At 75.7% G+C, this 25842-nt stretch carries 18 protein-coding genes and 3 pseudogenes; 9 read left to right on the top strand and 12 right to left on the bottom strand.

Annotation, left to right across the window (positions count from 1 at the left end):
- Positions 1 to 59: 59 nt before the first annotated feature.
- The 3 genes and pseudogenes from JD77_RS19375 (at position 60) to JD77_RS19365 (ending at position 4398) form a co-directional block, all read left to right on the top strand.
- The gene (locus tag JD77_RS19375) at positions 60 to 794 is read left to right on the top strand and encodes an ABC transporter ATP-binding protein (protein WP_145775599.1); all 735 of its coding nucleotides are present in this window, start codon (positions 60 to 62) and stop codon (positions 792 to 794) included.
- A complete protein-coding gene (locus JD77_RS19370) occupies positions 791 to 3550 on the top strand; it encodes an FtsX-like permease family protein (RefSeq protein WP_246141375.1) in 2760 nt (919 codons plus the stop codon). The genes JD77_RS19375 and JD77_RS19370 overlap by 4 nt, the downstream gene beginning before the upstream one ends.
- 135 nt (positions 3551 to 3685) lie before the next feature.
- Positions 3686 to 4398 (top strand): annotated as a pseudogene (locus tag JD77_RS19365) (nucleotidyltransferase domain-containing protein).
- A 9-nt stretch (positions 4399 to 4407) separates the two neighbouring features.
- Here JD77_RS19365 and JD77_RS19360 read toward each other — a convergent pair.
- The gene (locus JD77_RS19360; protein ID WP_145775598.1) at positions 4408 to 5121 is read right to left on the bottom strand and encodes a VIT1/CCC1 transporter family protein; all 714 of its coding nucleotides are present in this window, start codon (positions 5119 to 5121) and stop codon (positions 4408 to 4410) included.
- A complete protein-coding gene (gene map, locus JD77_RS19355; protein ID WP_145775597.1) occupies positions 5118 to 5975 on the bottom strand; it encodes a type I methionyl aminopeptidase in 858 nt (285 codons plus the stop codon). Before map ends, JD77_RS19360 begins: the two co-directional genes overlap by 4 nt.
- A 128-nt stretch (positions 5976 to 6103) precedes the next feature.
- On the opposite strand from map, the gene JD77_RS19350 reads away from it, so the two are divergent.
- The gene (locus tag JD77_RS19350) at positions 6104 to 6418 is read left to right on the top strand and encodes an STAS domain-containing protein (RefSeq protein ID WP_246140762.1); all 315 of its coding nucleotides are present in this window, start codon (positions 6104 to 6106) and stop codon (positions 6416 to 6418) included.
- 39 nt (positions 6419 to 6457) lie between these two features.
- Here the strand turns inward: JD77_RS19350 and JD77_RS19345 are convergent, their stop codons facing one another.
- The 6 genes from JD77_RS19345 to pcaF all read right to left on the bottom strand — a co-directional run bounded on the left by JD77_RS19345 (position 6458) and on the right by pcaF (position 16686).
- Positions 6458 to 8743, bottom strand: coding sequence for an ATP-binding SpoIIE family protein phosphatase (locus tag JD77_RS19345; RefSeq protein ID WP_342799653.1), 2286 nt, complete (start codon positions 8741 to 8743; stop codon positions 6458 to 6460).
- Between the two features lie 335 nt (positions 8744 to 9078).
- A complete protein-coding gene (locus JD77_RS19340; protein WP_145775595.1) occupies positions 9079 to 9846 on the bottom strand; it encodes a 3-oxoacyl-ACP reductase in 768 nt (255 codons plus the stop codon).
- Positions 9847 to 9851: 5 nt separating this feature from the next.
- On the bottom strand, positions 9852 to 11207 hold the full coding sequence (locus JD77_RS19335; protein ID WP_145775594.1) for an aldehyde dehydrogenase family protein: 1356 nt from the start codon (positions 11205 to 11207) through the stop codon (positions 9852 to 9854).
- A gap of 126 nt (positions 11208 to 11333) precedes the next feature.
- Positions 11334 to 12716, bottom strand: coding sequence for a glutamine synthetase family protein (locus JD77_RS19330; protein ID WP_145775593.1), 1383 nt, complete (start codon positions 12714 to 12716; stop codon positions 11334 to 11336).
- A gap of 374 nt (positions 12717 to 13090) precedes the next feature.
- Positions 13091 to 15265, bottom strand: coding sequence for a putative bifunctional diguanylate cyclase/phosphodiesterase (locus tag JD77_RS19325; protein ID WP_145775592.1), 2175 nt, complete (start codon positions 15263 to 15265; stop codon positions 13091 to 13093).
- A 215-nt stretch (positions 15266 to 15480) separates the two neighbouring features.
- Positions 15481 to 16686, bottom strand: a complete 1206-nt coding sequence (pcaF, locus tag JD77_RS19320) for a 3-oxoadipyl-CoA thiolase (RefSeq protein WP_145775591.1) — start codon at positions 16684 to 16686, stop codon at positions 15481 to 15483.
- A 304-nt stretch (positions 16687 to 16990) separates the two neighbouring features.
- Between pcaF and JD77_RS33770 the strand changes: the two are divergent.
- The 4 genes and pseudogenes from JD77_RS33770 to JD77_RS19300 form a co-directional block, all read left to right on the top strand.
- A pseudogene (locus tag JD77_RS33770) lies at positions 16991 to 17212 on the top strand (glutathione S-transferase family protein); the annotation flags it as partial.
- A complete protein-coding gene (locus JD77_RS19310) occupies positions 17208 to 17891 on the top strand; it encodes a DUF998 domain-containing protein (RefSeq protein ID WP_145775589.1) in 684 nt (227 codons plus the stop codon). The pseudogene JD77_RS33770 and the gene JD77_RS19310, both read left to right, overlap by 5 nt.
- A gap of 184 nt (positions 17892 to 18075) precedes the next feature.
- Positions 18076 to 19371 carry a dicarboxylate/amino acid:cation symporter gene (locus JD77_RS19305; protein WP_246141310.1) on the top strand — a complete coding sequence of 432 codons (1296 nt, stop codon included), beginning with the start codon at positions 18076 to 18078 and terminating at the stop codon, positions 19369 to 19371.
- 44 nt (positions 19372 to 19415) lie between these two features.
- Complete coding sequence (locus tag JD77_RS19300) at positions 19416 to 19586, top strand: hypothetical protein (protein ID WP_246140761.1); 171 nt, start codon at positions 19416 to 19418, stop codon at positions 19584 to 19586.
- Between the two features lie 15 nt (positions 19587 to 19601).
- Here JD77_RS19300 and JD77_RS19295 read toward each other — a convergent pair.
- The 4 genes and pseudogenes from JD77_RS19295 to JD77_RS33760 form a co-directional block, all read right to left on the bottom strand.
- Positions 19602 to 23097 (bottom strand): annotated as a pseudogene (locus JD77_RS19295) (ATP-binding cassette domain-containing protein).
- 115 nt (positions 23098 to 23212) lie between these two features.
- The gene (locus JD77_RS19290; protein WP_145775587.1) at positions 23213 to 24052 is read right to left on the bottom strand and encodes a GNAT family N-acetyltransferase; all 840 of its coding nucleotides are present in this window, start codon (positions 24050 to 24052) and stop codon (positions 23213 to 23215) included.
- A gap of 274 nt (positions 24053 to 24326) precedes the next feature.
- Positions 24327 to 24536: a hypothetical protein gene (locus JD77_RS33765; RefSeq protein WP_246140760.1), complete on the bottom strand. Its 210-nt coding sequence runs from the start codon at positions 24534 to 24536 to the stop codon at positions 24327 to 24329.
- A gap of 40 nt (positions 24537 to 24576) precedes the next feature.
- Positions 24577 to 24990: a class I SAM-dependent methyltransferase gene (locus tag JD77_RS33760; protein WP_246140759.1), complete on the bottom strand. Its 414-nt coding sequence runs from the start codon at positions 24988 to 24990 to the stop codon at positions 24577 to 24579.
- A gap of 120 nt (positions 24991 to 25110) precedes the next feature.
- On the opposite strand from JD77_RS33760, the gene JD77_RS19280 reads away from it, so the two are divergent.
- Positions 25111 to 25797, top strand: a complete 687-nt coding sequence (locus tag JD77_RS19280; protein WP_145775586.1) for a winged helix-turn-helix transcriptional regulator — start codon at positions 25111 to 25113, stop codon at positions 25795 to 25797.
- Positions 25798 to 25842 lie beyond the last annotated feature (45 nt).

The raw sequence follows: 25842 nt of genomic DNA, 5'->3' as shown, positions 1-25842 counted from the left end.
GCCGGCCGGCCCCGGGCACCCGGCGGGGCGGTGGGACGGGACGGCGAGGAGGCGCGACGGTGAGCGGACGGGCCGACGCGGTGCTCGACGTACGCGACGTCCACCGCACCCACGGCGCCGGCGAGGCCGCCGTGCACGCCCTGCGCGGGGTCAGCCTCGCCGTCGCCCCCGGCGAGCTGGTCGCGGTGATGGGGCCCTCCGGCTCCGGCAAGTCCACTTTGCTCGCCCTGGCCGGCGGGCTGGACGCCCCCACCCGCGGGGAGATCCGCGTCGAGGGCCAGCCGCTGGGCTCGCTGGACCGCCGGGCGCTGGCCCGGCTGCGCCGCCGCCGGATCGGTTACATCTTCCAGAACCTCAACCTGCTGGGCAGCCTCACCGCCGCCGAGAACGTGGCGCTCCCGCTCGAACTGGACGGCGTCGGCGTCCGCCAGGCCCGGCGCGCCGCCCGGGCGGCGCTCGCCGAGGTGGGCCTGGCCGAGCTGGGCGGGCGCTTCCCCGACCAGATGTCCGGCGGCCAGCAGCAGCGGGTGGCGATCGCCCGCGCGCTGGTCGGCGAGCGGCGGCTCGTCCTCGCCGACGAGCCGACGGGCGCGCTGGACTCGCAGACCGGCGAGGCGGTGCTGCGCCTGCTGCGCCGCCGCGTCGACGCGGGCGCGGCCGCCGTGCTGGTCACGCACGAGGCACGGCACGCCGGCTGGGCCGACCGCGTGGTGTTCCTGCGGGACGGGGTCATGGTCGACTCGACGGCGCCGCTGGCCGGCGTCGAGCAGCTGCTGGCCGGCAGCGACCGGTGAGCCGGGAGCTCCCCGACGCGGCGCCGGCGGGCGCCGCGGGCCGGCCCGGGCGGTGCCGGCAGATCGTGGCGGCACTGCGCTCGTGGCGGGCGGCCCTGCGCATCGCCCGGCGCGAGGCGCGGCGGGCCCGGGGCCGGACCGCCCTGGTGCTGGCGATGATCGCCCTGCCGGTGCTGGCGTTGACCTTCGTGGCGGTCAGCTACGACATGTCGGAGCTGACCCGGTCCGAGCGGGTCGACCGGCTGCTCGGCGCCGCCGACGCGGAGCTGCGCTGGTACACCGACGGGCCACTGGCCCAGGACGCCTGGGGCGACACCTGGTACGCGCGCGACGGCGTGCCCAGCCGCGTCCGTCCGGCCACCTTCGGGGAGGTCGCCCCTCTGTTGCCCGCCGGGAGCCGGGTCGCCGAGGTGCGACGGTGGCTGTCGTTCGAGGTCCGGGTCGGGGACGGGTACGAGCCGCTGGTTGGGCACGTGCTGGACCTCACCGAGCCGCTGCTGCGCGGGCACGCGCGGCTGGTCCGCGGCCGGGCGCCGGCCGGCCCCGACGAGGTGGCGCTGAACCGTGCCGCGCTGCGCCGGCTGCACGTCCGCGTCGGCGGCCGGGTCGCCCCCGCCGACGGCTCGGGCCAGCGGCGGGTCGTCGGGGAGGTGGAGTTCGCCGACACCCTGCGCGCCGCCGTCGCCCTGCCCCCGGCGTCCGGTTCGTCGGTCGACCCGCAGGCCGAGGTGAGCTGGCTCGTGGAACTGCCCGGCGGCCCCGACCCCGGTTTGGTGGAGCGGCTCAACGCGCGCGGGATCGTGGTGGCCGCCCGTACCGCGAACCCGGCCGCGGAGCCCGGACTGGACGCCCCGCTGAGCGCGGAGGACGCCGGCAACGCCGTGCTGATCGGCGGCCTCGGCCTGCTGGAGGTGGTGCTGCTGGTCGGTCCGGCGTTCGCCGTCGGCGTCCGCCGCCGCCGCCGGGACCTCGCGCTGGTCGCGGTGGCCGGCGGGGACGCCGCGCACCTGCGCCGCGTCGTGCTGGCCGACGGGGTCGTGCTGGGCTGCGCCGGGGCCGCCGCCGGCCTGACGCTGGGCGTCGCCGCCGCGTTCGCCGCCCGGCCCCTGGTCGAGGAGTACGTCGTCCAGGCGCGCTTCGGGGCGTACCGCGTCTTTCCGGCCGCGCTGGCGGCGCTCGCCGCGGTCGCGGTGCTGGCCGGGGTGCTCGCGGCGCTCGCGCCGGCCTGGACCGCCGCGCGGCAGGACGTGCTGGCGGGCCTCGCGGGGCGGCGGACCCCGCCCCCGCACCGGCGGCGCTGGCCGCTGGTCGGGGTCCTGCTGGCCGCCGGCGGCGCGGCGCTGGCCGCGCTCGGGGCCGCGCGCACCAGCACGCCGGTGCTCCTCGCCGGCGTGGTCATCGGCGAGCTGGGGCTGGTCTTCGCCACCCCGACGCTGATCGGACTGCTCGCCCTGGCCGGCCGGTGGCTGCCGCTGGCGCCCCGGATCGCGCTGCGCGACGCCAGCCGCAACCGCTCCTCCGCCGCCCCCGCCATCTCCGCGGTCATGGCCGCCGTCGCGGGCAGCGTCGCCCTCGGCGGCTACGTGGCCAGCGACGAGGCCCGGGATCGGGCCAACTACCGGCCCGGGCTGCCGTACGGGCACGTCGTCGTCATCTGGAACGGCCCGGACGGCCCGGGGAAGCCGCCGCCCGTGGCCCGGGTCGCCGCGCTCGCGGCCACCGAGCTGCCGCCGAGCAGCGTGGCCGGGCTCGACTCCCCGGTCTGCGCCGCGCCCAGCGAGCCCGGCGAGTCCTGCCAGGTCCGGGCGGTCCTGCCGCCGGGCCGGGCGTGCCCGTACCGCACGGCGGCCCCACGCGACCCGGCCGCCCGGGACCGGGCGCAGGCCGACCCGCGCTGCGCCCGGCTGGCCACCGGGTACAGCGGCGGCTTCTCGGCGCCCGGGCTGATCGACGACGGCGACGCGCTGGCCGGGCTCACCGGAACCACCCCGGAGGAGGTGGCCGCCGCGCGGCGCGTGCTGCGGGCCGGCGGCGTGGTGGTCGGCGACCCGCAGCAGGTGCTCGACGGCCGGGTCACCCTCTCCGCCGTACGCTCGCGGGACGATTCGTCGTCGGTCGCGTCCCGCACCACGACCGTCCCCGGGTACGCGCTGCGCGGCACCGTGGACGCCGACCTGCTCGTGCTGTCCCCCGCCGCCGCCACCCGGCTCGGGCTCGCCGCGCAGCGGTTCGGCTACGTGCTGGACACCGCCGCCGCGCCGACCCCGGCCCAGCAGAACCGGTTCGCCACCGCGCTGCGCCCACTCGGTCCGATGAGCGTCGACGTGGAGCGCGGGCCCGGTGCGGGCGACCAGCGTCCGCTCCTGCTGCTGCTCGCGATCGGCTCCGGCCTGATCACCGTCGGCGCCGCGGCCGTCGCCACGGGGCTCGCCGCGGCCGAGGGACGCGCCGACCTGTCCACGCTGGCCGCCGTGGGGGCCAGCCCGCGGATGCGCCGGGTGCTCTCGCTCTGGCAGGCCGGGGTGATCGCCGTGCTCGGCTCGGCGCTGGGCATGGTGGCCGGGCTGGGCACCGGGGCCATCATCCTGACCGCGCTGAACCGCCGGGACGCCACGGCCTGGCCGGTGGTGGAGCCGTACCCGCTGGTGGTCCCCTGGCTCACCCTCGGCGTGCTGACGGTGGTGCCGCTGGCGGCGATGCTCGGCGCGGGCCTGTTCACCCGGTCCCGGCTCGCGGTCGGGCGCCGCCTGGACTGACGATGAGCCCGCCCCGCCCCGCCTCGCCCCGCCCCGGGCCTCTTTCGCGCGTGGGGGGCGGGGGCGCGGCGGTGTCGGGTGGGAGGACCAGGAGTGACTAGGCTGGAGCTCGCAGTCACGAGGTAGAGGTGGTTCGTGAATCCGTACCAGGACGATCCCCGGTGGACGGTGGCGGAACGGGTCGCGGACGCCGCCCGCCGGCGCTTCCCGGCCGGCGTCCTCGCGGTCGCGGTGCACGGCCCGCTGGCTCACGGCGACGACGACGGCGGCGGGGACGGCGAGGTGGGGCTGCTCGTCGCCACGTACCGGGCCGGCTCGGGCCCGCCCCGGCGACCCGCCGGGTCGACGGGGTGCTGGTCGACCTGACCGTCGCCGCCGCCGACGACTACCTCGACCAGGCGCGGTCGATCTCCCCGCTCTGGCCGCTGACGGCCGACCGGTACGTCACCACCCGCCCACTGCACGACCCCACCGGCTGGCTGCGGGCCCTCCGGGACGAGCACCTGGGCGCACTGGCCCGGGCCCGGCCGGCGGAGTTCACCGGCGCCGCCCGCCAGGCGTGGTACCGGGGCTGGGCGGCGCACGCCCGGGCCGCCCGGCTCGCCGCCTGGTACGAGACGGACCAGGCGCTGCTGATGCTCGGCGAGGCCCGCCTCGCGGCGGCCACCGTGAGCGGGCTGCTCACCCGCACCTACTTCCGCGACCCGGGGGACGCCGTGCGGCGTACGGGGCTGGCGGGCGCGGACATGACCGAGGTGGGCGCCGTGCTGAAGCGGCAGGCCGAGGAGCTGGCCGGCCGGGGCCGCCTCGTCGACGGCACGGTCGACGACCTGCTCGCCGGAGCGTGAGGAGGGGTCCTACAGGCCGCCCTGGATGCCGACGAGGGTGCCGACCCCGTACGTCGCGGCGGCCGCCGCGGCGCCGAGGAGGAGTTGGCGCAGCCCGCCGACCCACCAGCGGCGGTTGGTGAACCGGGCCACGATCGCGCCCGCCGCGAACAGGCCGGCCCCGCCGACGGCCAGGGCCGGCCACAGACTGGTGGCCCCGAACAGGTACGTCAGCAGCGGGATCAGCGCGCCGACGGAGAAGAACAGGCACGACGAGACCGCCGCCGCCCAGGGGCTGGGCTGCTCGTCCGGGTCGACGCCCAACTCCTCCCGGACGTGCACGCGCAGCGCCTCCTCCGGGTTGCGCCGCACCGCCTCGGCCATCTGCGTGGCCAGGTCGCGGGGCAGGCCGCGGGCCACCCAGGCGTCGGCCAGCTCGCGGGCCTCCGCCTCCGGGTGCCGCTCCAGCTCCCGCCGCTCCTTGGCCACCTCGGCGGCCACCTGCTCGTTGGCCGAGCGGACGCTGGTGTATTCGCCCAACCCCATCGAGATGGCGCCCGCGACCAGGCCCGCGACGCCCGTGAGCACCACGCTGCGCGGCGACACCCCGCCGCCGCCCACGCCCGCGATCAGGGCGATGTTGGTGACCAGGCCGTCCATCGCGCCGAACACGGCCGGCCGCAGCCAGCCGCCGGACACGTCCGCGTGGTGCGCCTCCCGCAGCGCCGCCGGGGTGTCGGTCACGGCAGGGTCAGGATCTCGTGGCCGTCCTCGGTCACCACGATCGTGTGCTCGAACTGGGCCGTCCACTTCCGGTCCTTGGTGACGACCGTCCAGCCGTCGTCCCACATGTCGTACTGGTAGGTGCCGAGGGTGATCATCGGCTCGATCGTGAACGTCATCCCCGGCTCCATCACGTCGGTCGGGCGGGTGGTGTCGTAGTGCGGCACGTAGAGGCCGCTGTGGAAGGACTCGCCGATGCCGTGGCCGGTGAAGTCGCGGACCACACCGTAGCCGAACCGCTTGGCGTACGACTCGATGACCCGGCCGATCACGTTGATCTGCCGGCCCGGGGCGACCGCCCTGATGCCGCGCATCATCGCCGTGTGGGTGCGCTCGACCAGCAGCCGGACCTCCTCGCTGACCTCGCCGACACAGAAGGTGGCGTTGGTGTCGCCGTGCACCCCGCCGATGTACGCGGTGACGTCGACGTTGATGATGTCGCCGTCCTGCAGGACCGTGGAGTCCGGGATGCCGTGGCAGATCACCTCGTTGAGGCTGGTGCAGCAGGACTTCGGGAAGCCCTTGTAGCCCAGCGTCGAGGGGTAGGCGCCGTGGTCGCAGAGGAACTCGTGCACCACCCTGTCGATCTCGTCGGTGGTCACCCCCGGCTTGCAGTGCTCGCCGGCGAGCTGCGTGGCCTGGGCGGCGAGCCGGCTGGCGATCCGCATCCGCTCGACCGTCTCCGGCGTCTGCACGTGCGAGCCGCGGTACTCCTGGGGTCGTTTCTTGCCCACGTACTCGGGTCGGACGATGGTGCCGGGAACCGGTCGCACCGGGGAGAGCGTGCCTGGGGTCAGCGGCGCACGGGCGGTCATGCCGTCAGCCTATCGCCGGCCCCGCTCCCGCCGCCGAGGCGCGGGCCCGGCGCGGACGGTGACCTCGGCCACCGCCACCGCACGCCGGGTTGTTGCCGAGGCACTGCCGCTGTGCCATGGTGTCATGCGTGGATCTAGGGGGCGAACCTCCCGTCTTCTCCGCCCGGACGGAGAGCGACGGCGACCACGTCCGCGTGGTGGTCTCCGGCGAGGTCGACATGGCCACCGCGGACACCATGCTCCAGACCGCCCTGCGCGAGCCGGCCGGCCGGATCACCCTCGACCTGCTGGCGGTCACGTTCTTCGACTCGGCGGCGATCCACGCCGTGGTCCGGCTCGCCCAGCGGTGCCCGGGCACGCTGACGGTGCTGCCGTCCCGGCAGGTCCGCCGGGTGCTGGAAATCGCGGGCCTGGCCGAGCAGGGCTGGGTCTCCCCCGCCTGATCCCCGCCCCGCCGGCCGTCGACACGCCCGCCCCGGGCCTCAGCCCTGCAGCCGCCGGCGCAGCGTCACCTCGGTCCCCTCGGTGGTACGGCTTACGCTGAGCTCGCCGAGCGCCCTGATCAGCGCCAACCCGCGCCCCCGGAAACCCGCCCCGGTCGGCTCGCGCCACCGGCCGGTGTCCCGCACCGTGGCCACCACCTCGTCGTCGGCGATGGTCACCTCGACGCCGATCGCCGGCTCGGCCGGGTCGACCGGGTGCTCGATGGCGTTCGCGGCGGCCTCGGAGACCGCCACGGTCAGGTCGAACACGTCGGTCGCGCCGACCCTGTGGGCGACGAGGAAGTCCTCCAGCCGCTTGCGCAGCACGCTCAGCCTGGTCGGGTCGGCCGGCAGCCGCAGCGCGAACCGGTGCGGCTCGGTCGCCTCCAGCGCGAGGACCGCCACGTCGTCGCGGCGGGGGCGCGCGGCCACCCGCGCGACGACCGCGTCGACCAGGTCGGAGACGTGCTCGCCGGGCCGGGTGGCGTCCGCCCGGAGCTGGCCGAGGGCGGCGTCGATGCCGAGCTCGCGGTCCTCGATCAGGCCGTCGGTGTAGAGCAGCAGCCGGGAGCCGGTCGCCAGGGCGCCCTCCACGGTCCGGTACGTCATGGCGGGGACGGCGCCCACGGGCGGCCCGAGCGCGCGGTCGTGCAGGAGGGTCACCTCGTCCCCCCGGATCAGCAGCGGGGACGGGTGGCCCGCGCTGGCGTACCGCAACCGGCCGGGGGTGTAGCAGAGGCAGACCACCGTCGCGAAGGACGGCTGCTCGGCGGAGCAGACCAGCCGGTTGAGCCGGGTCAGCGCCTCGCCCGGGTCGTAACCCTCCAGCACGTACGCGCGCAGCGCGTTGCGGAGCTGGCCCATCGCCGCGGCGGCCCGCACGCCCTTGCCGACCACGTCGCCGATGACCAGCACCAGCTCGCCGTCGGGCCGGATGACGTCGTACCAGTCGCCGCCGACCTCGACGTCGGCGCTGCCGGGCAGGTAGCGGCTGGCCACCACCGCGCCGGGCAGCTGGGGCAGCGACCGGGGCAGCAGGCTGTGCTGGAGGGTGCTGGCGATGCGGTGCTCCGCCTCGTACAGCTGCGCGTTCTCCAGCCGTACGCCGATCAGCCGGGCGAACTGGGCCAGCGCGGCCCGGCCGGGGCCGGCGTCGTCCTCGTCGCCGGCCCACACCCGCAGCTCGCCGAGCTGCTCGCCGGCGGTGCCGGTCAGCGGCAGCACGACGGCCGGCTCGGCGGTGGCCGCCCCGCCGCCGTCGGCCTCGTACCGGGCGCCGGCGGCGGTGACCACCACGCGGGCGGCCCCGGCGAGGCCGACGGCGTGCCGGGCGGCGACCTGGACCACCTCGGCGGTGGACCTCGCGGTGTTCACCGCGACGGCCGCGTCGGCCAGCGCGCTCAGCCGCCGGATGGTCTGCCCGCGCAGCTCGCGCTCCTGCTCGTACGCCCGTTGCCGGCCGACGGCCCGGGAGAGCTGCGCGGCCACCAGGTCGCAGAAGGTGCGGTACTCCTCGGTGAGCGGCAGCCGGGTGGAGATCCCGACGACGAGCGCGCCCGCCGGCTCGTTGGTCGCGGTGACCGGCAGCACCAGCGCCTGCCCGGCGACGCCCTCGGGCACGTCGGGCAGCAGGTCGGCGGTCTCCGCGGTGGCGGCGGGCCCACCGCCCGCGACCCGGGTCAGCACGGCCGTCGCGGCCTCCCCGAGCGGAGTCGGGTCGGCCCCGCCCGCGCCCTCGGCGACGAGGCCGCTGCGGCCGGACAGCGCGAGCCGACCGGCGGCGTCGCGCAGGTAGACCAGGGCGAACGGGACGTCTGCGCGGTACCGGTCGAGCGTCCGGGCGGCGGCACGCCCCAGCTCGGCCCCGTCCGCCGCCTCGGCCAGGTCGCCGCCGAGCTCGGCCAGCGCCCGCAGCCGCCGCTCGCCGAGCACCCGTCCGGTGGTCTCGCTGACGATGCAGAAGATCCCGTTGATGCTGCCGTCGGCCTCCCGGATCGGGTCGTACGAGACGTCGAAGTAGACGTCCTCCAGGAAGCCGTGGCGGTCGAGCACGAAGGGGTGGTTCTCGCCCCGGTACGGCTCGCCCGTGGCACGGACCGAGTCCAGCAGCGGGCCGAGCACGTCCCAGGTCTCCACCCAGTGCTCCCGCGCCGGCTGGCCGAGGGCGTGGGGGTGCTTGCCGCCGATCGTCGGGCGGTATGCGTCGTTGTAGAAGGCCCGGTGCTCGGGGCCCCAGAACATGGCGATCTGCGCCCGGGAGACGAGCATCCGGCCGACCGCGTGCACCAGCGCCGGGGACCAGTCGGACGGGGCGCCGAGCGGGGTGGCGGACCAGTCGAACGCGCGCAGCCGGGCCCCGTCTCACCGCCCGCGTCGAACGCGGCGGTGAGCAGCGCAGGGAGTTCCGCCTGCGCGGGGGGCTGCGCCTGGACCGTCCCGTCCGGCGATCTTGCCCCGTCCTCGCCCTCCTGGGACGAACTCATGCACCCTCCCGAGCAAGACCATGCCCCGCGGCGGTCCCGCGTGGCCGGCCGCCGCGCCCCGCCTACTACCCAGACGGACCAGCAACGTAACGCATTCCGCCCGTCCGGCGCTTTCTGCGGCCGGCGCACCCCGCGCGCTCACAGCGGGGTGACGTACGCGCCGGTGATCCCGCCGTCGACCACGAACTGGGCGGCGGTCATGAACGACGAGTCGTCGCTGGCCAGGAACGCCACCGCCGCCGCGATCTCCTCCGGCCGGCCGAACCGCCCCATCGGCACGTGCACCAGCCGGCGGGCGGCCCGCTCCGGGTCCTTGGCGAACAACTCCAGCAGCAGCGGGGTGGCGATCGGGCCGGGGCAGAGCGCGTTGACCCGGATGCCCTCGCGGGCGAACTGCACCCCCAGCTCCCGGGTCATCGCCAGCACCCCGCCCTTGCTCGCCGTGTACGCGATCTGCGAGGTGGCCGCCCCCATCAGCGCGACGAAGGACGCCGTGTTGATGATCGACCCCTTGCCCTGCCGGCGCATGTGCGGGATGACGTACTTGCAGCAGAGGTAGACGCTGGTGGTGTTGACCCGCAGCACCCGCTCCCAGGCGTCCAGCCCGGTCTCCAGGATCGAGTCGTCCTCGGGCGGGGAGATGCCGGCGTTGTTGAACGCCACGTCCACCCGCCCGTGCCGCTCGACCACCCCGTCGAAGAGGTCCCGCACGGCGACCTCGTCGGCGACGTCGGCGGCCACGAACTCCCCGCCCACCTCGGCGGCGGCCCGCTTGCCGGCCTCGGCGTCGATGTCCACGCAGACCACCCGCGCCCCCTCGGCGGCGAACCGCCGCACCGTGGCCAGCCCGATGCCGCTGCCCGCCCCGCTCACCACGGCGACCCGGTCCTGTAGCCGTCCCTGCACGGCGCTCACTCCTTCGTCGAGATGAACACGTTCTTGACGTCGGTGAAGGCGTGCAGCGCGTCCGGACCCAGCTCGCGACCGAGCCCGGAGCGCTTCATGCCGCCGAACGGCGTCCAGTACCGCACCGAGGAGTGCGAGTTGACGCTGAGGTTGCCCGACTCCACCGCCCGGGCCACCCGCAGCGCGCGGCCCACGTCCCGGGTCCAGATCGAGCCGGACAGGCCGTACTCGGTGTCGTTGGCCAGCCGGACCGCGTCCGACTCGTCGTCGAACGGGAGCACGGACACCACCGGCCCGAAGACCTCCTCCCGCCAGTGCCGGTCGGCCGGCGAGTCGGCGAGCAGCACCGTCGGGGCGTACCAGAAGCCGGGGCCGGCGGGGCAGGAGCCGGTGAAGGCGGTCTTCGCGCCGTCGACGTACCCGGCGACCCGGTCGCGCTGGGCGGCGGAGATCAGCGGCCCCATCTCGGCGGTCTCCCGGGCCGGGTCCTCCACCCGCAGGGCGCGCACCGCCGGCTCCAGCAGCTCCAGGAACCGGTCGTACACCGGGCGCTGGACCAGCAGCCGGGAACGGGCGCAGCAGTCCTGGCCCGCGTTGTCGAACACCGCGTACGGGGCGGTGGCCGCCGCCTGTTCCAGGTCGGCGTCGGCGAAGACGATGTTGGCGCTCTTGCCGCCCAGTTCCAGGGTGAGCCGCTTCACCTGGGCGGCGCAGCCGGCCATGATCCGGGTGCCGACCTCGGTGGACCCGGTGAAGCAGATCTTGCGTACGGCGGGGTGGGTGACGAACCGCTCGCCCACCACGGCGCCCCGCCCGGGCAGCACGGTGAACACGCCCTCCGGCAGGCCGGCCTCGCGGCCCAGCTCGGCCAGGCGCAGCGCGGTCAGCGGGGTCAGCTCGGCCGGCTTGAGCACCACCGTGTTGCCGGCGGCGAGCGCCGGCGCGAACCCCCACGCCGCGATCGGCATCGGGAAGTTCCACGGGACGATCACCCCGACCACCCCGAGCGGCTCGTGGAACGTGACGTCCAGCCCGCCCGGCACGGGGATCTGCCGGCCGGTGAGCCGCTCCGGCGCGCCCGCGTAGTAGTCGAGCACGTCCCGGACGTTGCCCGCCTCCCACCGCGCGTTGCCGATGGTGTGGCCGGCGTTGCGGACCTCCAGCGCGGCCAACTCCTCCACATGCGCGTCGACGACGGCGGCGAACCGCCGCAGCAGGCGCGCCCGGTCCCCGGGCGCCACGAGACGCCATTTCTCGTACGCCCGCTCCGCCCGCCCGACGCCCGCATCCACCTCGCCCAGCGAGGTGTCCGAAACAGCCGCAATGACCTGCCCACGAGCCGGATCAACAACATCCCTCACGCCGCCCCCTCCTCTCCCCGCCCCGCCCTCTCCCCCGGCGATCTTGCCGTTTCGGCCCCGATAAATGCCGCAGATCCGCCCAACCCGGGGGCCGAAAGTGCAAGATCGCGGGAGGAGGGAACGGGGTCAGAGGCGTTCGAAGCCACGGGTCAGCTCCCAGTCCGTCACCGCCGCGTCGAAGGCGGTCAGCTCGACGCGCGCCAGGTTGGCGTAGTGGGCGTGCACCTCGGCGCCGAAGGACTCCCGGGCGAGCGTGGACGACTCCCACAGGGACAGGGCGTCGCGCAGGGTGGCGGGCACCCGCTCGGCGTGCGGGTCGGCGTACGCGTTGCCCGCACACTCCTCGCCCGGCTCCAGCCCCCGCTCGATCCCGTGCACGGCGCCGGCCACCAGGGCGGCGATCGCGAGGTACGGGTTCACGTCCGCGCCGGGGACCCGGTTCTCCACCCGCAGGCCCTCGCCGTGCCCGACCAGGCGCAGCGCGCAGGTGCGGTTGTCGGTGCCCCAGCGCAGCGCGGTCGGGGCGAACGACCCGGGCTGGTAGCGCTTGTAGGAGTTGACGTTCGGGGCGAAGAAGAGGCTCAGCTCCCGCATCGTGGCCAGCAGGCCGCCCAGCACCCGTCGGCCGGTCACGCTCAGCCCCGCCGGGCCGTCGCCGCGCATCGCCGAGCGGCCCTGGGCGTCGCGCAGCGAGAAGTGGATGTGGCAGGAGTTGCCCTCCCGCGCGTTCGGCTTGGCCATGAAGGTGATCGACATGCCCTCCTGGGCGGCGATCTCCTTCGCCCCGTTCTTGTAGACGACGTGGTTGTCCGCGCAGGTCAGCGCCTCGTCGTAACGGAAGGCGATCTCGTGCTGGCCGAGGTTGCACTCGCCCTTGGCGCTCTCCGGGGTCAGGCCCGCGCCGGCCATCTCGGTGCGGATGCGCCGCAGCAGCGGCTCGACCCGGGCGGTGCCGAGCAGCGAGTAGTCCACGTTGTACTGGTTGGCCGGGGTCAGGTCCCGGTAGCCGCGCCGCCAGGCGTCCTCGTACGAGTCCCGGTAGAGCACGAACTCCAGCTCCGTGCCGGCGTACGCGGTCAGCCCGTGCGCGGCGAGCCGGTCGAGCTGGCGGCGCAGGATCTGCCGGGGCGAGGCGGCCACCGGGCCGGACCCGTCCAGCCACGCCAGGTCGGCCAGCAGCATGGCCGTGCCGGGCTGCCAGGGCACCCGACGCAGGGTCGCCAGGTCGGGCACCATCGCGAAGTCGCCGTAGCCGCGTTCCCAGCTCGACATCGCGTACCCGTCGACGGTGTTCATGTCGACGTCCACGGCGAGCAGGTAGTTGCACCCCTCGCTGCCGTGCTCGACCACCTCGTCGAGGAAGTGGGGCGCGTGGAACCGCTTGCCCTGCAACCGGCCCTGCATGTCGACCAGGGCCAGCACCACGGTGTCGAGCGCGCCGTCGGCGACGGCGACGCGCAGCTCTTCCAGGGACAGGGGAGCGGTGCTGGACGAGGGAGCTGGGCTCATCGGCAAGCCTCCATCACCAAGGTCTACTGCCTGATCGGATCACCGTCAATGCCCGGCCAGGCACCCGCCGACACCCCGGCGGGGAGAAACCGCCTTGCCGACCGGACGGGCCGGGCCGCATCCTTGAGCCCGTGACCAGGCCCGATCACGACGGGCCTTCCGCCGGGCGCTCGGCACGCCCGGCCCGCGACGGCGCGGGACACCCACCTCTCTCTCCTGCGGCGACCCGTCGCATCCCACGGGCGTCCCGTGCCGTCGCCCCAGCGCCGTCCGCGCCGGCCCGCGGCGGGCGCGGCCGACCGAGAGGCAGCCGGTAGCACAGACGAGGCAGCTCCACATGCGTCGTACGGCACGTCCTCGTCCCCGCTCCGCGCTCAGCCCAGCCCGGGAGAGACGCCGCCGCGCAGCCGGGCGGTGATCTCGTCGGCCGGGGCCGGCGGGCCGAACCAGCGCCCCTGCCCGGTGTCGCAGCGCAGCGCGCGCAGCCGCTCGGCCTGCGCCCCGGTCTCGACGGCCTCGGCGGTGATCCACAGCTCCAGCGCGTGCGCGAGCCGGACCAGCGCGTCCACGATCCGCTCGTCGCGGTGGTCGGCGGTGCTCCGGACGCCGTCGGACCGGATGCCCTCGACGAACGGCCCGGCGAGCTTCAGGCAGTGGATCGGCAGCCGCCGCAGGTACGCCAGGTTGGAGTATCCCGTGCCGAAGTCGTCGATCGCCAGCCGTACGCCGAGGTCGGCGAGCTGGTGCAGCGACCGCAGCGGCTCCCCCGCCGTGCCCATCACGGCGCTCTCGGTCAACTCCAGTTGCAGCAGGTCGGCCGGAAGCCCCGTACGGGCCAGCGCGCCCGCGACGGTCTCCACGATGGCCGGGTCCTCGGCCTGCCGGGCCGCCAGGTTCACGCTGACCACGAGCCGCGCCTCGGGGAACGCCCGGCGCCACGCCTCGGCGTCGCGGCACGCCTGCCCGAGTACCCACTCGCCGAGCCGGACGATCAGGCCGGTCTCCTCGGCCAGCCCGATGAACCGGTCCGGCCCGAGCAGGCCCAGCTCCGGGTGCCGCCACCGGACCAGCGCCTCCACCGCCACCATCGACGAGTCGAGCAGCGACACGATGGGCTGGTAGTGGACCACGAACTCGCCCCGGTCCAGCGCCGCCGGCAGGCCGGCGAGCAGCGCCGAACGGGCGACGTCCCGGGCGCTGCGTTCCGGGTCGTGGACCGCCCACCGGCCCCGGCCGTCCGCCTTGGCCCAGTACAGGGTGGTGTCGGCGGCCCTCATCAGCTCCGACGCGCTGGTCTCCGCGGCCGGGCACTCGACGATGCCGACGCTGGCCGACACGGCGAGCTGCCGGCCGCCGACATGCACCGGGGCGGACACGGCGGCCAGGGCCATCTCGGCGACGCCCACCGCGTCGTCGAGGCCCTCCCCGCCGTCGACGAGGATGACGAACTCGTCGCCGCCCATCCGGGCGACGAGGTGCCCGTGCTGGGCCACGCACTCGGCCAGCCGGCGGGCGATCACCGTCAGCAGCCGGTCGCCGAGGTCGTGCCCGAGGCTGTCGTTGACCGCCTTGAAGCCGTCCAGGTCGAGGAAGCACACCCCGATCCGGTCGTCCGGGCCGGCGTGGCCGAGGACCTGCCCGAGGGTCTCGAAGAACAGCGTACGGTTGGGCAGGCCGGTGAGCGGGTCGTGCAGCGCCTGGAAGCGCAACCGCTGCTGGAGTTCGTGCCGATCGGTGACGTCCTCGATCACCGCAACGGTGAAGCGCGGCCGGCCGTCGTCGTGCCGGATGAGCGAGACCGCCATGTCGGCCCAGACGACGGCGCCGTCCCTGCGCCGGTAGCGCATCTCCACCCGCGCCGAGTCGCGCGTGCCCTCGACCAGCTCCTGGTGCAGCTCCCACATCGCGGCGGCCTCGTCGGGGTGGAACAACGACGCCACCCTGGTCCGCCGCAGCTCCTCCACCGAGTAGCCGAGCATGTCGGCGAAGGACTGGTTGACGTCGAGGATCTGCCCGTCCACGCCGGCGATGCCGATGCCCATCGCCGCACCCGTGAAGACGGCGCGGAACCGGGCCTCGCTGTCCCGCAGCGCCCGCTCGACGCTGTCCCGGGCCTGCCAGGCGCTGCGGGCGATGCGTTCCTGCTGGCTGAACGTGCGGTCCCGCAGGGCCCGGGCGAATCCGCCGGCGAGCCCGCCGGAGAGGGCCGCGACGCGTTCGGCCGTCCCGGGCAGGTGCGCCCGGGCGGGCAGCACCTGGGCCGCGAAGCGTTCCCCGAGCGCGGTGACCGACCAGTCGAGGAGCCCGGGCTCGGCCTGGTGCGCCTCCACCATCGCCCGGCCCACCTCCTCGCCCGGCCGGGCGCTGAACGGCTCGGCGAGCAGCGCCTGGGCCAGCCGCACGGTGTGCAGGAACAGGAGCCGCTCGGTTTCGGCCGCGCTCATCGGCACGAAGCCGAGCCGGCGCGCCGCCCGGGCCCACTCGGCGGCGTACGCCTGGGCGCCGGCCCGGCTGAGGTCCCCGTCGCCGGGGCCGGGTACGACGGTCACGTCGGCCTGGCCGGCGGCGTGATCCCGGTGTCCGTGCGCGCGGCGGCACGCCGGGTGGCGAGGATGTCGACGGGGTGCGCGCTCGGCCGGCTCAGGTCGATCTCGGGAAGTCCGTCCGGCAACCGCCTCGCCCCCCAGTCGTCGCTCCCCCGGACGCACCGGCCACCGGGCGCGGACAGGCCGGGGAGACCCGAAGGTCTGTGGTGTGCACCACTCTAGGCCGCGGACTCCAGCATCAGCGAGATGCCCTGCCCCACGCCGACGCACATGGTGGCCAGTGCCCGCCGGGCGCCCCGGCGGCGCAGCTCCAGCGCGGCGGTGAGCGCCAGCCGGGCGCCGCTGGCCCCCAGCGGGTGGCCCAGCGCGATCGCGCCGCCGTTCGGGTTGACGTGCTCGGCGTCCTCCGGCAGCCCCAGCTCGCGCAGCACCGCGACCGACTGGGCGGCGAACGCCTCGTTCAGCTCGATCACGTCGACCGCGTCGAGGCCGACGCCGAGCCGGTCGAGCAGCTTGCGGGTGGCGGGCACCGGGCCGATCCCCATGATCCGGGGCGGCACGCCGGCCGCGGCGGCGCCGGTGACCCGGGCCAGCGGGCTCAGGCCGTACCGGGCCACCGCCGCCTCGCCGGCCACCAGCAGCGCGACCGCGCCGTCGTTGACGCCGGAGGAGTTGCCGGCGGTCACCGTCCCGCCCTCCCGGAACGGGGTGGGCAGCGCCGCCAGCTTCTCCAGCGACGTCTCCCGCGGGTGCTCGTCGACCTCGACCAGCCGCGTCTCGCGCCGCCCGGCCGGCACGGTCACCCCGACGATCTCCTCGGCGAACCGGCCGTCGTCCTGCGCCTTGGCGGCGCGCTGCTGCGACCGGTACGCGAACGCGTCCTGCGCGGCGCGGTCGACGCCGTACTCGGCGGCCACGTTCTCCGCCGTCTCCGGCATCGAGTCGATGCCCCACCCCTTCTCCATCAGCGGGTTGACCAGGCGCCAGCCGATCGTGGTGTCGTACACCTCGGCGGAACGGGAGAACGCCGAGGTGGCCTTCGGCATGACGAACGGCGCGCGGCTCATGCTCTCCACCCCGCCGGCGACCACCAGCTCCGCCTCCCCGGAGACGATCTGCCGGGCGGCGGTGGCCAGGGCGTCCAGGCCGGAGCCGCAGAGCCGGTTGACGGTGCTGCCGGGCACCTCGCCGGGCAGGCCGGCCAGCAGCGCGGCCATCCGGGCGACGTTGCGGTTGTCCTCGCCGGCCTGGTTGGCGCAGCCGAGGACCACGTCGTCGACGCGGGCCCAGTCCACCGCGGGGTGCCGGGCGACCAGCTCGCGGAGGACGTGCGCGGCGAGGTCGTCGGGGCGTACCCCGGACAGGGCGCCGGCGTACCGGCCGATCGGGGTGCGGACACCGGCCACGAGGTATGCGACGGTCATCGACGTTGTCCTTCGGGGGTGGGAAGGCCGACACGGGGGTCCGCCGGGGTCACGGCGACGCGGGGCCAGGATATCCGCGCGCCGAGCGACTAGGTTGGGCGCCATGGCCCGGGCCCAGTTCAGCGCAGAGACCTCCACGGGCGGCGAGTTCGTCCGCCAGCCCAACCGGTTCACCGGCCGGGTGACCGCCGACTCCGACTCCCCGCCCGGCGCCGGGCCGGACGCGCGGGGGCGCTGGCCCCTGGAGGCCGGCCGGTACCGGCTGATCTGGTGCCCGGCCTGCCCGTGGTCGCACCGGGCGGTGATCGTACGCGGGCACTTCAAGTGCAACCGGAACAAGCTGACCGAGCTGCCGGTGCTCTGGGCGTACGCCCGGGACCTGTTCCAGACCCCCGGCTTCGGCGACACGGTCGACTTCGACGCGATCAAGCGGCACTACTACCGCACCCACACCGCGATCAACCCGACCGGGGTCGTGCCGCTGGGCCCGGACCTGAGCGGGTGGGACACGCCGCACGGGCGTGGCTGAGCCGCGTCGGACCGGCACGGCCGCCCGCGTCACCGCCGCGGCGGCGGCCGCCTTCGTCCTGGCGGGCACCGCCGCGGTGACCCTCGCCGTGGTCGCCGGGCCGGGCCCGGGCCTGACCGGGTACGTCAGCGAGGCGGGCGTCGCCGACAGCGCGTACGCCACGACGTACCGGATCGGGGTGTTCGCCCTGGCCGCGGCGCTGCTGCTGCTCGCGGCGGCGCTGCCGGTGGCGCTGCGGGCCGCGGCCGGTCTGCTCGTCGCCGGCGGGTCGGCCACGGCGCTGTCCGGGGCGGTCACGTGCAGCGCGGGCTGCCCGCTGCCGCCGTTCGAGGCGGCCACGGTGGCGGACCTGGTGCACGGCGGGGCCGCCATCGCGGCCAGCGCCTCCGTGGTCTTCGCGATGCTGGCGGTGGCGTTCCGCCCGCGGGCCGCGCCCGGGCTGCGGCGGATCGCCGGGCTGGGCGCGGCGGCGGCGCTGCCCGTGGCCGGGGCGGTGGGCCTGGCGATGCTCGTCGTCGGCCGCGGCACGCTGGCCGGCGTGCTGGAGCGGGTGCTGCTCGCGGTGTGCGCCGCGTGGGCCTCGCCACCGCCACCGCCCTCGCCCTGCGCCGGCGCTGAGGGCCTCCGGTCGACACGCCGGACGACACACGCCTGTAAGGAGCCTCACGCCGGTTGATCCTTCCGCGGAAACGACCGGCCGGCGTATCGTCGTGCGGCGATGACCAACGTCTGGCACCTCACCGTGCGCCTGTATGTCGACCTCCGACTGCAGGCCAGCGGCGTCTGTCCGGCGCAGCCCATTCTCTGACGCTGCCCCGACCGACCCCAGACCCCTTGGACTCGTCCTCATGGCTTCCGCCCTGCGCAAGTTTCCCTTCTCCCTGCAGATCCTGCTCGGCCTCGTGCTCGGCGTGGCGCTCGGGTTCGTCGCCCGCGCCAACGACGTGAGCTGGCTGACCAGCACCCTCCACACCGTCGGCGGCCTCTTCGTCCAGCTGCTCAAGCTGGCCGTGCCGCCGCTCGTCTTCACCGCCATCGTGGTCAGCGTGGTCAGCCTGCGCGGCGTAACCAACGCCGCCCGGCTGGCGCTGAAGACGCTGCTCTGGTTCGGCGTCACCGCCCTGATCGCGGTGAGCGTCGGCATCGGCCTCGGCCTGCTCACCGACCCCGGCAGGGGGGTCACCCTCGACCTGTCCGGCGCCGCCGCGCCGAAGCGGACAGGCTCCTGGACCGACTTCCTCACCGGCATCGTCCCGACCAACCCGGTCGGCGCGTTCGTCGAGGGCAACGTGCTCCAGATCGTCTTCCTGGCCCTGGTGGTGGGCGCCGCCGCGCTGCTGGTCGGCGAGAAGGCCGAGCCGTTCGTGGCGCTCAACCGCGCCCTGCTGGAGATCGTCCAGAAGGCGCTCTGGTGGGTCATCCGGCTCGCCCCGCTCGGCACCCTCGGCCTGATCGGCAACGCCGTCGCCTCGTACGGCTGGGACCTGCTGGCCCCGCTCGCGAAGTTCACCACCGCCGTGTACGTCGGCTGCGCGATCGTGCTGTTCGTCGTGTATCCGGTGGTGCTGCTGGCCGCCGGCCGGCTCAACCCGCTGCGCTTCTTCGCCGGCGCCTGGCCGGCCATCGAGCTGGCCTTCGTGTCCCGCTCCTCGGTCGGCACGATGCCGGTGACCCAGCGCGCCGTCGAGCGGCTCGGCGTCCCCCGCGAGTACGCCTCGTTCGCGGTGCCGTTCGGCGCCACCACGAAGATGGACGGCTGCGCCGCGATCTACCCGGCCCTCGCGGCAATCTTCGTCGCGCAGGTCTTCGGGGTGCACCTGAGCGTCACCGACTACCTGCTGATCGCCTTCGTCTCGGTGGTCGGCTCGGCCGCCACGGCCGGCCTGACCGGCGCGATCGTGATGCTCACGCTGACCCTGAGCACGCTGGGCCTGCCGCTCGCCGGTGCCGGCCTGCTGCTGGCGATCGACCCGATCCTCGACATGATCCGCACCGCCACCAACGTGGCCGGGCAGGCCCTGGTCCCGACCGTGGTCGCCGCCCGCGAGGGCACCCTGGACCGCACCGCGTACGACGCGGCCGGCCGCCGCGACCCGGTCGGCCCGGACGAGGCCGAGCGGCCCGCGTCCGACCGCCTGGAGCCCGTCCCCGCCTGACGCCCGCACGCCGAGGAGGTTCCCTTCCGCAGGGGCCCGGCGCGGTGGGGCTGATCGTCGAGCCCGAGCATGCCGAGCAGATCGTGGCGGACGGCGAGGCCGACGTGGTGCTCCTCGGCCGGGAACTGCTGCGCGACCCGTACTGGCCCCGCCGGGCGGCGACCAAGCTCGGCGTGGCCCCCTCCTGGCCGCCGCAGTACGCCCGCGCCTTCTGACCGGCCGGCCTGGGGTCAGCCCGCGAGGTGGCCCCAGGCCGGTTCCAGGTCGCGCCACGGGCCGCGCGCCGCCATCGCGCCGTCGACCAGCACGACCACCTGATCGGCGCGCACGAGCGCGGCCCGCTTCGACGTCGAGCCGATGACCGTCACCCCGTGTGCCCGCAGCGCCGACCAGAGCGCCAGCTCGGTGGTGACGTCCAGCGCCGACGACACGTCGTCGGCGACCAGCAGCTCCGTACGCGGGGCGAGCGCCCGGGCCAGCGCCAGCCGCTGCAACTGCCCGCCCGACAGCCGGGTCCCCTTGTGCCCGATGAGCAGCCCGGTCCCGGCCCGGCGGCGGCCAGGTCGTGCTCCAGCTGGGCGGTCGACACCGCCGCGGCCGCGTCCACGTCGTGCCCGAGGGCGATGTTGTCGGCGACCGTGCCCGACAGCACCCGGGGCAACTGGCCGACGTACCCGACCTGCTGGGGACGCAGGAACAGCTCCGGCTCGGTCACCGGCTCGTCGTTCCAGCGCAGCGCGCCGTTGTGGTGCACGATCCCGGCCAGGGCGCGCAGCAGCGACGACTTGCCCGAGCCGACCGGCCCGACGACGAGCACCAGCTGCCCCCGCTCGACGGTCAGGTCGACGTCGCGGACGGCGAGCGTCCCGTCGGAGTGCAGCGCGCCGAAGCCGTCCAGCTCCAGGCGGCGCAGCGGGCGCCGGGGCGGCGGCTGCGGCGCGGGGGCGGTCCCGGCGACCAGGTCCACCCCGGGCACCGGCGCCGAGTACGCCCCGATCCCCGCCATCGCCACCGTCCGCCGCGTCCACACCCGCGCGGACGGCATCTGGGAGACCAGGGACGCCGTGGTCCAGGCGAACCAGCGGGCCGCGGCGAGGGTGGAGACCGCGACCAGGGTCGCCCCGGCGGAGAGCCCGCCCGCCAGGTAGAGCGCCCAGGCGCCGATCGGCAGCAGGCCGCTCATCACCGACGGCGTCGACCGGGCCCACACCTGCACGGAGATCTCCCGGCGCTGCCGCTCGCTGCGGGTACGGTCGAGGCGGGCAAGGTGGGCCAGCACGGGCCGGGTGGCGCCGGCCAGTTTCACCGTACGGGCGGCCGACAGGGACGACACGAGCGCGGTGGCGAACGCCGCCCGCGCCGCGACCGTGGCCCGGGCCGAGCGCTCCAGCCGGGGCCCGAACGCCGTCGCCGTCAGCCCGGAGACCACCATCGTCCCGGCGAAGAACGCCCCCGGCACGAGGCTGCCGGTCACCAGCGTCATGCCGATCACGGCGACCCCGCCGACGACCTGGTCGAGCGCGTTGTCGGCGAGGATCACCACGCGCTCGGTGTCGCCGCCCTGGGCGACGACCTCGGCCGGCGTGTGGCCGCTGATCCGGCGCGGGCCGGTCTGCCCGTGCACCAGGCGCAGGCTGATCCGCAGGTTCTGCCGCACCCACCAGTTCGGGAACCAGATGCTGGTGAGGTACGGCATCGGCACGGTCAGCAGCAGCGCGGCGACGATCCCGACGGCCGGCAACCAGGGCCCCCCGGTGCCGTCGACCAGGTCGGCCCAGAGCCAGGGCAGCACCGTGCCGTCCAGGCCGAGCAGCCCGCCCACGGTGAACAGCGTGACCGCGGCCAGGCCGTACCGGGGATCGTTGGTGGTCAGGCGGACGATCTCCCGCAGCGTCCGGGCGCGCGGCGCGGGCGGGACCGGCGGCGGCGCGACCCGGGCAGGATCGCGGCGGGCGCCGCGAGGGGCGCGGGGGCCGCGGCGGCCGGCTGCTCCGGCGGCGGGCCGGTCAGCACGGCGCCGGCCCGCCCGCCCAACCCCGCCTCGGCGTACGCGGACGCGTGGCTGACGGCCAGCAGCTCGGCGAACCGTTCCGACTCGCGCAGCGGCCCGGCCTCGACCACCCGGCCGTCGGCCATCATCACCACCTCGTCGCACCGGTCGACCGAGGAGAGCCGGTGCGCGATGACGATGCCGATCCGGCCGGCCAGCAGGCGCTCGGTGGCCCGCTGCACCAGCCCCTCGGTGACCGGGTCCAGCCGGGCGGTGGCCTCGTCGAGGATCACCACGCGCGGGTCGCGGACGAGGATGCGGGCGAACGCGACCAACTGCTCCTGCCCGGCCGACAGGACGTGCCCGCCGTCGCCGAGCCGGGTGGCCAGGCCGTCGGGCAGGCCGGCGATCCAGCCGGACAGCCCCAGCTCGTCCAGTGCCCGGGCGGCGTCGTCGAGCAGGTCCGGGTCGAACAGCGCGACGTTCTCGGCGAGGGTGCCGGCCAGGATCTCGGTGCGCTGCGGCACCACGGCGATCCACCGGCGGAGCCGCTCCACGTCCAGGTCGAGCAGGTCCGTCCCGCCGAGGAACACCGTGCCGCGGGGCAGCTCGACCGCCCGGGTGAGCACCTTGGCCAGGGTGGACTTGCCGGACCCGGTCCGCCCGACCAGGGCGTACGACCGGCCACGGGCGAAGGTCAGCGAGACGTCGCACAGCGCGGGCGCGCGCTCGCCCTCCCCGCCGGACGTCGGGTACCGGAAGGTGAGGTCACGGACGACGAGGTCGGCCTCGACGGGTTCCCGCCCGCCCTCCGGCTCCTGGACCGCCGCCTGCAGAAGCTGGATCCGGCCCCATGCGCCGAGCGCGTACTGCAGCTCGGGGACCATCCGGCTGACGTGTTCGACGGTCGCGCCGAAGCCGACCACCAGCAGCCAGACGGCGGTCAGTCGGGCCGGGTCGATGCGGTCGGTGGCCAGGGCCCACGCCCCGCCGAGGACCACCCCGATGATCCCGGCCCGGATGACGGCCGTGCCGCCCGCGTTGACGGCGGCCGACATCCGCCACACCCGCTGGCCCCGGACCAGCACCTCCCTCGCCCGCCGGGCGTAGAGCCGCAGCACGTACGGCCGGGCGAGGCTGGTCCGCACGTCGTCCTGGCCGTGGACGGCCTCCTCCATCACGGCGGCGAGGTCCGTCCAGGCCTCCTCCTCGGCCATCCGGGCCGGGGCGATCCGCCGGGTGGGCCGGCGCAGGACGGCCGCGAGCAGCACGGAAAGCGCGAGCATGCTCACCCCGGCGGGCCACCACACCACGAGGGCGACGACGACCGAGAGCGCGCCCGTGGCGGCCATCTGCGCGATCCGCGTGCCGTGGCCGCGTACCTCGGACGCGACCTGGTAGACGTTGCCGTCGATCCGGTCCAGCAGCTCGCCGACCGGGGTGCCCTCCAGGGTGGGCAGGTCCTGCCCGAGGGCCACCCGGCACAGTCGACGCCGGACGGCGGCGGACCAGTCGGCGGTCAGCCCGGCCATCACCAGGTTGATCGCTAGGTCCGTGAAGACGGCCGCGCAGAGCGCCACCGCGAGGAGCGTGAACAGCGGGCCCGAGCGGTGCAGCAGCACCGGGCCGGCGAGCGCCGCGGCGGACGCCTGGCCGGCGGCGCCGAGCACCACCAGCACGGCCACGAGCGTCATCCGCCGTGGCGAGGTCGCCCACAGGTCACGGAAAAGGCGCATGCTCGGTCCCTCCGGACGTGGGGTGGCGGTGTCTCCACCCTGCGCGATCCGGGCGGGAGCGTACAACGCATTTGCCGAACGGGTGGGGCGCGCCGCCCCTGCGGGTGAACCGGGGTCAGAACAGGACGGTGGCCAGGGTGCCGACCGGGCGGAAGCCGCAGCGCTCGTACACCCGGCGGGCCGGCAGGTTGAAGTCGTTGACGTACAGGCTGACCGTCGGCGCGACCCGCAGCAGCGCGTCGCGCACCACGGCCGCCATCGCCGCCGTGGCGATGCCCCTGCCGCGCCACTGCGGGGCCACCCAGACCCCCTGGACCTGCGCGGTGCGCCGGGTCACCACCGCCAGCTCGGCCTTGAACACCACCTGGCCGTCGACGAACCGGGCGTACGCCCGACCGGCCCGGACCAGGTCGGCGACCCGGCGCCGGTAGCCGCGGCCGCCGTCCTCGGCCAGCGGCGACACGCCGACCTCCTCGGTGTACATGGCCACGGCCGCCGGGAACAGCTGGTCCACCTCGCCGCCGCGGACCCGGCGCACCTGGTCGTCGGCGGGCAGGGCGGGCAGCGCGTCGGTGGCCAGCAGTGGCTGGTTGGGGCGGACGTCGCGCGCCGGGCCCCAGTGCGCGGCGAGCCGGTCCCACAGCCCGAGCACCGCGTCGGCCCGCCCGACGATCGACGAGCAGAGCCGTTCCTCGCCGGCGAGCAGGTCGGCGTAGGCGGCGACGGCGGGCTCCGAGGCGAGCACCGGGGTCAGGTTGCCGCCCAGCCAGCAGATCGACTCCAGGTTGCGGCGCGTGCCGTACCCGAGGATCCGCCCCTCGGCCCGCCACCAGGCCAGCCCGCGGGCCGCGACCCGCTCCGCGACCTGTGCGCCCGCGAACGGGTCGAGGTCGAGCAGCCGCTCCACCGCGCGGCGTTCCGACTCCCCCAGTTGCCGTACCGGCACCGTCAGCACGGATACCAGCCTGCCAGATCCACCGGCCCGCGCGCGGGCCGACCAGCCGGCCGGCCGGGCCGGCCATCCCCTCGTCGGCCCGCACGGTGCTCCGCGATCTTGCACTTCCTGCCCCGACAAACGTGGCATACCGTCCATATCAAGGGCCGAAAGTGCAAGATCGCGGGTAACGGCATGCGCGAGGCGCACATGCGCACCGGCCCGGTGGCGGTCCCGCGGCCTCGCCCCCGTCCTGCGGGAGTGCCGGCGCCCGGCACTCCCGCAGGGGGCGGCGTCAGCCGCGCCTGCGTGCCGTGAGCAGCAGGTACTCCCACCGCATCGCACCGCTGTCCGACGTGTGCCGCCGCGCCAACTCGGCGAGGTCGCGGTCGAGGGCGGCCACCCGCTCGGGGTCGCCGGCGATCGCCCGGTACGCGGAGATCGTCGGCCCGTAGTGCGTCTTGAAGTAGTCGCGGAACTCGTCGGGGCCGGCGAACCGGTCCACCGTGACGGTCTGACGGCGCGTGACGACGTCGGTGACCCGGTCACCGAACAGCGCGCGGACGTGCTCCTCGCTGCCCCACAGCGGCGGGGGCTGCGCGCCCGGCGGCGGCGGTGGCGCGTACGGCTTCATCGTGGCGAACATCTGGCCGATGAAGCCTTCGGGCGTCCAGCTGAGCAGGCCGATGGTGCCTCCCGGCCGCCAGCAACTCCGGCGTCAGGTCGCTGGCCACCACGCTCGCCCCGGCCAGCGCCGCCGGGATGGCGGCGTTGCCGGTGCCGGCGGCCACGTCCAGCACCCGGTCCCCCGGTCCCACACCGGCCGCCCGGACCAGGACCGTCCCCAGTTCCGGGATGATCTGCGCGGCGAGCGCGGCGTAGTCACCCAGGGCCCACATCTGTCGGTGCCGGGTCTGCACGGCCCGGTCGATCTCCATCGCTTCGGTCTGCTCGATCATGGTGTCTCCTCTGCCCGTCCTCTCCTCGGACGGTAGGCAGCGGAAGACCGGCGACCCAGTACGAGATCTGTACCGGCCGTGGTCCTCGCCCCGCTTGCGGGCGCGGCATAGCCTGCGGCCATGGGCGCCTCATACCACCAGTTCTGCCCCGTGGCGAAGGCCATGGAGCTGCTCGACGAGCGGTGGACGCTGCTCGTCGTCCGGGAGCTGGTGAGCGGATCCCAGCGGTTCAACGAGCTGCGCCGCGGCCTGCCGCGGATGTCCCCCACCCTGCTGTCCCGGCGGCTGCACCAGCTCGTCCGGGCCGGCGTCGTGGAGCGGCACGTCGACGGCAACGACGTGCGGTACGTCCCCACCCAGGCGGGGCACGAACTGCGGCCGGTGGTCGAGGCGCTGGGCGCGTGGGGGGTCCGCTGGATCGGTGAGCTGGGGGACGAGGACCTGGACCCGAAGCTGCTGCTGTGGGACATGCACCGCAACGTCGATCACAGCGCCGTCCCGCAGGGGCGCACCGTCGTCCAGTTCCACTTCCGTGACGTGCCGCCCGCCCTCCGCGACTGGTGGCTCGTCATCACCGGCGAGGAGGCCGACGTCTGCGACGTGGATCCCGGCCACGGCGTGACGGTGACGGTGACCGCGAGCCTGCGCGGCATGGTGGAGGTCTGGCGCGGCGACCGGAGCTGGCCGGAGGCGCTTCGCGGCGGCGCGGTGACGGTGTCCGGCCCCGAGGCGCTGCGGCGGGCCCTGCCCCGGTGGTTCATGCTGTCCGGATTCGCCGCCGTGCCCAGGCCGGCGCCGCCGGCCTGACCGCCTCCGGGGCACCACGGATTCCACGGGCGGCCCCGGTACGGC

The sequence above is a fragment of the Micromonospora olivasterospora genome (assembly GCF_007830265.1).
Taxonomy (GTDB): Bacteria; Actinomycetota; Actinomycetes; order Mycobacteriales; family Micromonosporaceae; genus Micromonospora; species Micromonospora olivasterospora.
The sequence above is the reverse complement of the archived record's forward strand: the minus strand, read 5'-3'. Positions and strand labels throughout refer to the sequence as shown.

Coding starts and splice junctions, on each gene's coding strand:
- JD77_RS19280 (WP_145775586.1), top strand. CDS start 25,111: ATGGGCGCCTCATACCACCAGTTCTGCCCCGTGGCGAAGGCCATGGAG.
- JD77_RS19330 (WP_145775593.1), bottom strand. CDS start 12,716: ATGAGCCCAGCTCCCTCGTCCAGCACCGCTCCCCTGTCCCTGGAAGAG.
- pcaF (WP_145775591.1), bottom strand. CDS start 16,686: ATGACCGTCGCATACCTCGTGGCCGGTGTCCGCACCCCGATCGGCCGG.
- JD77_RS33760 (WP_246140759.1), bottom strand. CDS start 24,990: ATGATCGAGCAGACCGAAGCGATGGAGATCGACCGGGCCGTGCAGACC.
- map (WP_145775597.1), bottom strand. CDS start 5,975: ATGACCGCCCGTGCGCCGCTGACCCCAGGCACGCTCTCCCCGGTGCGA.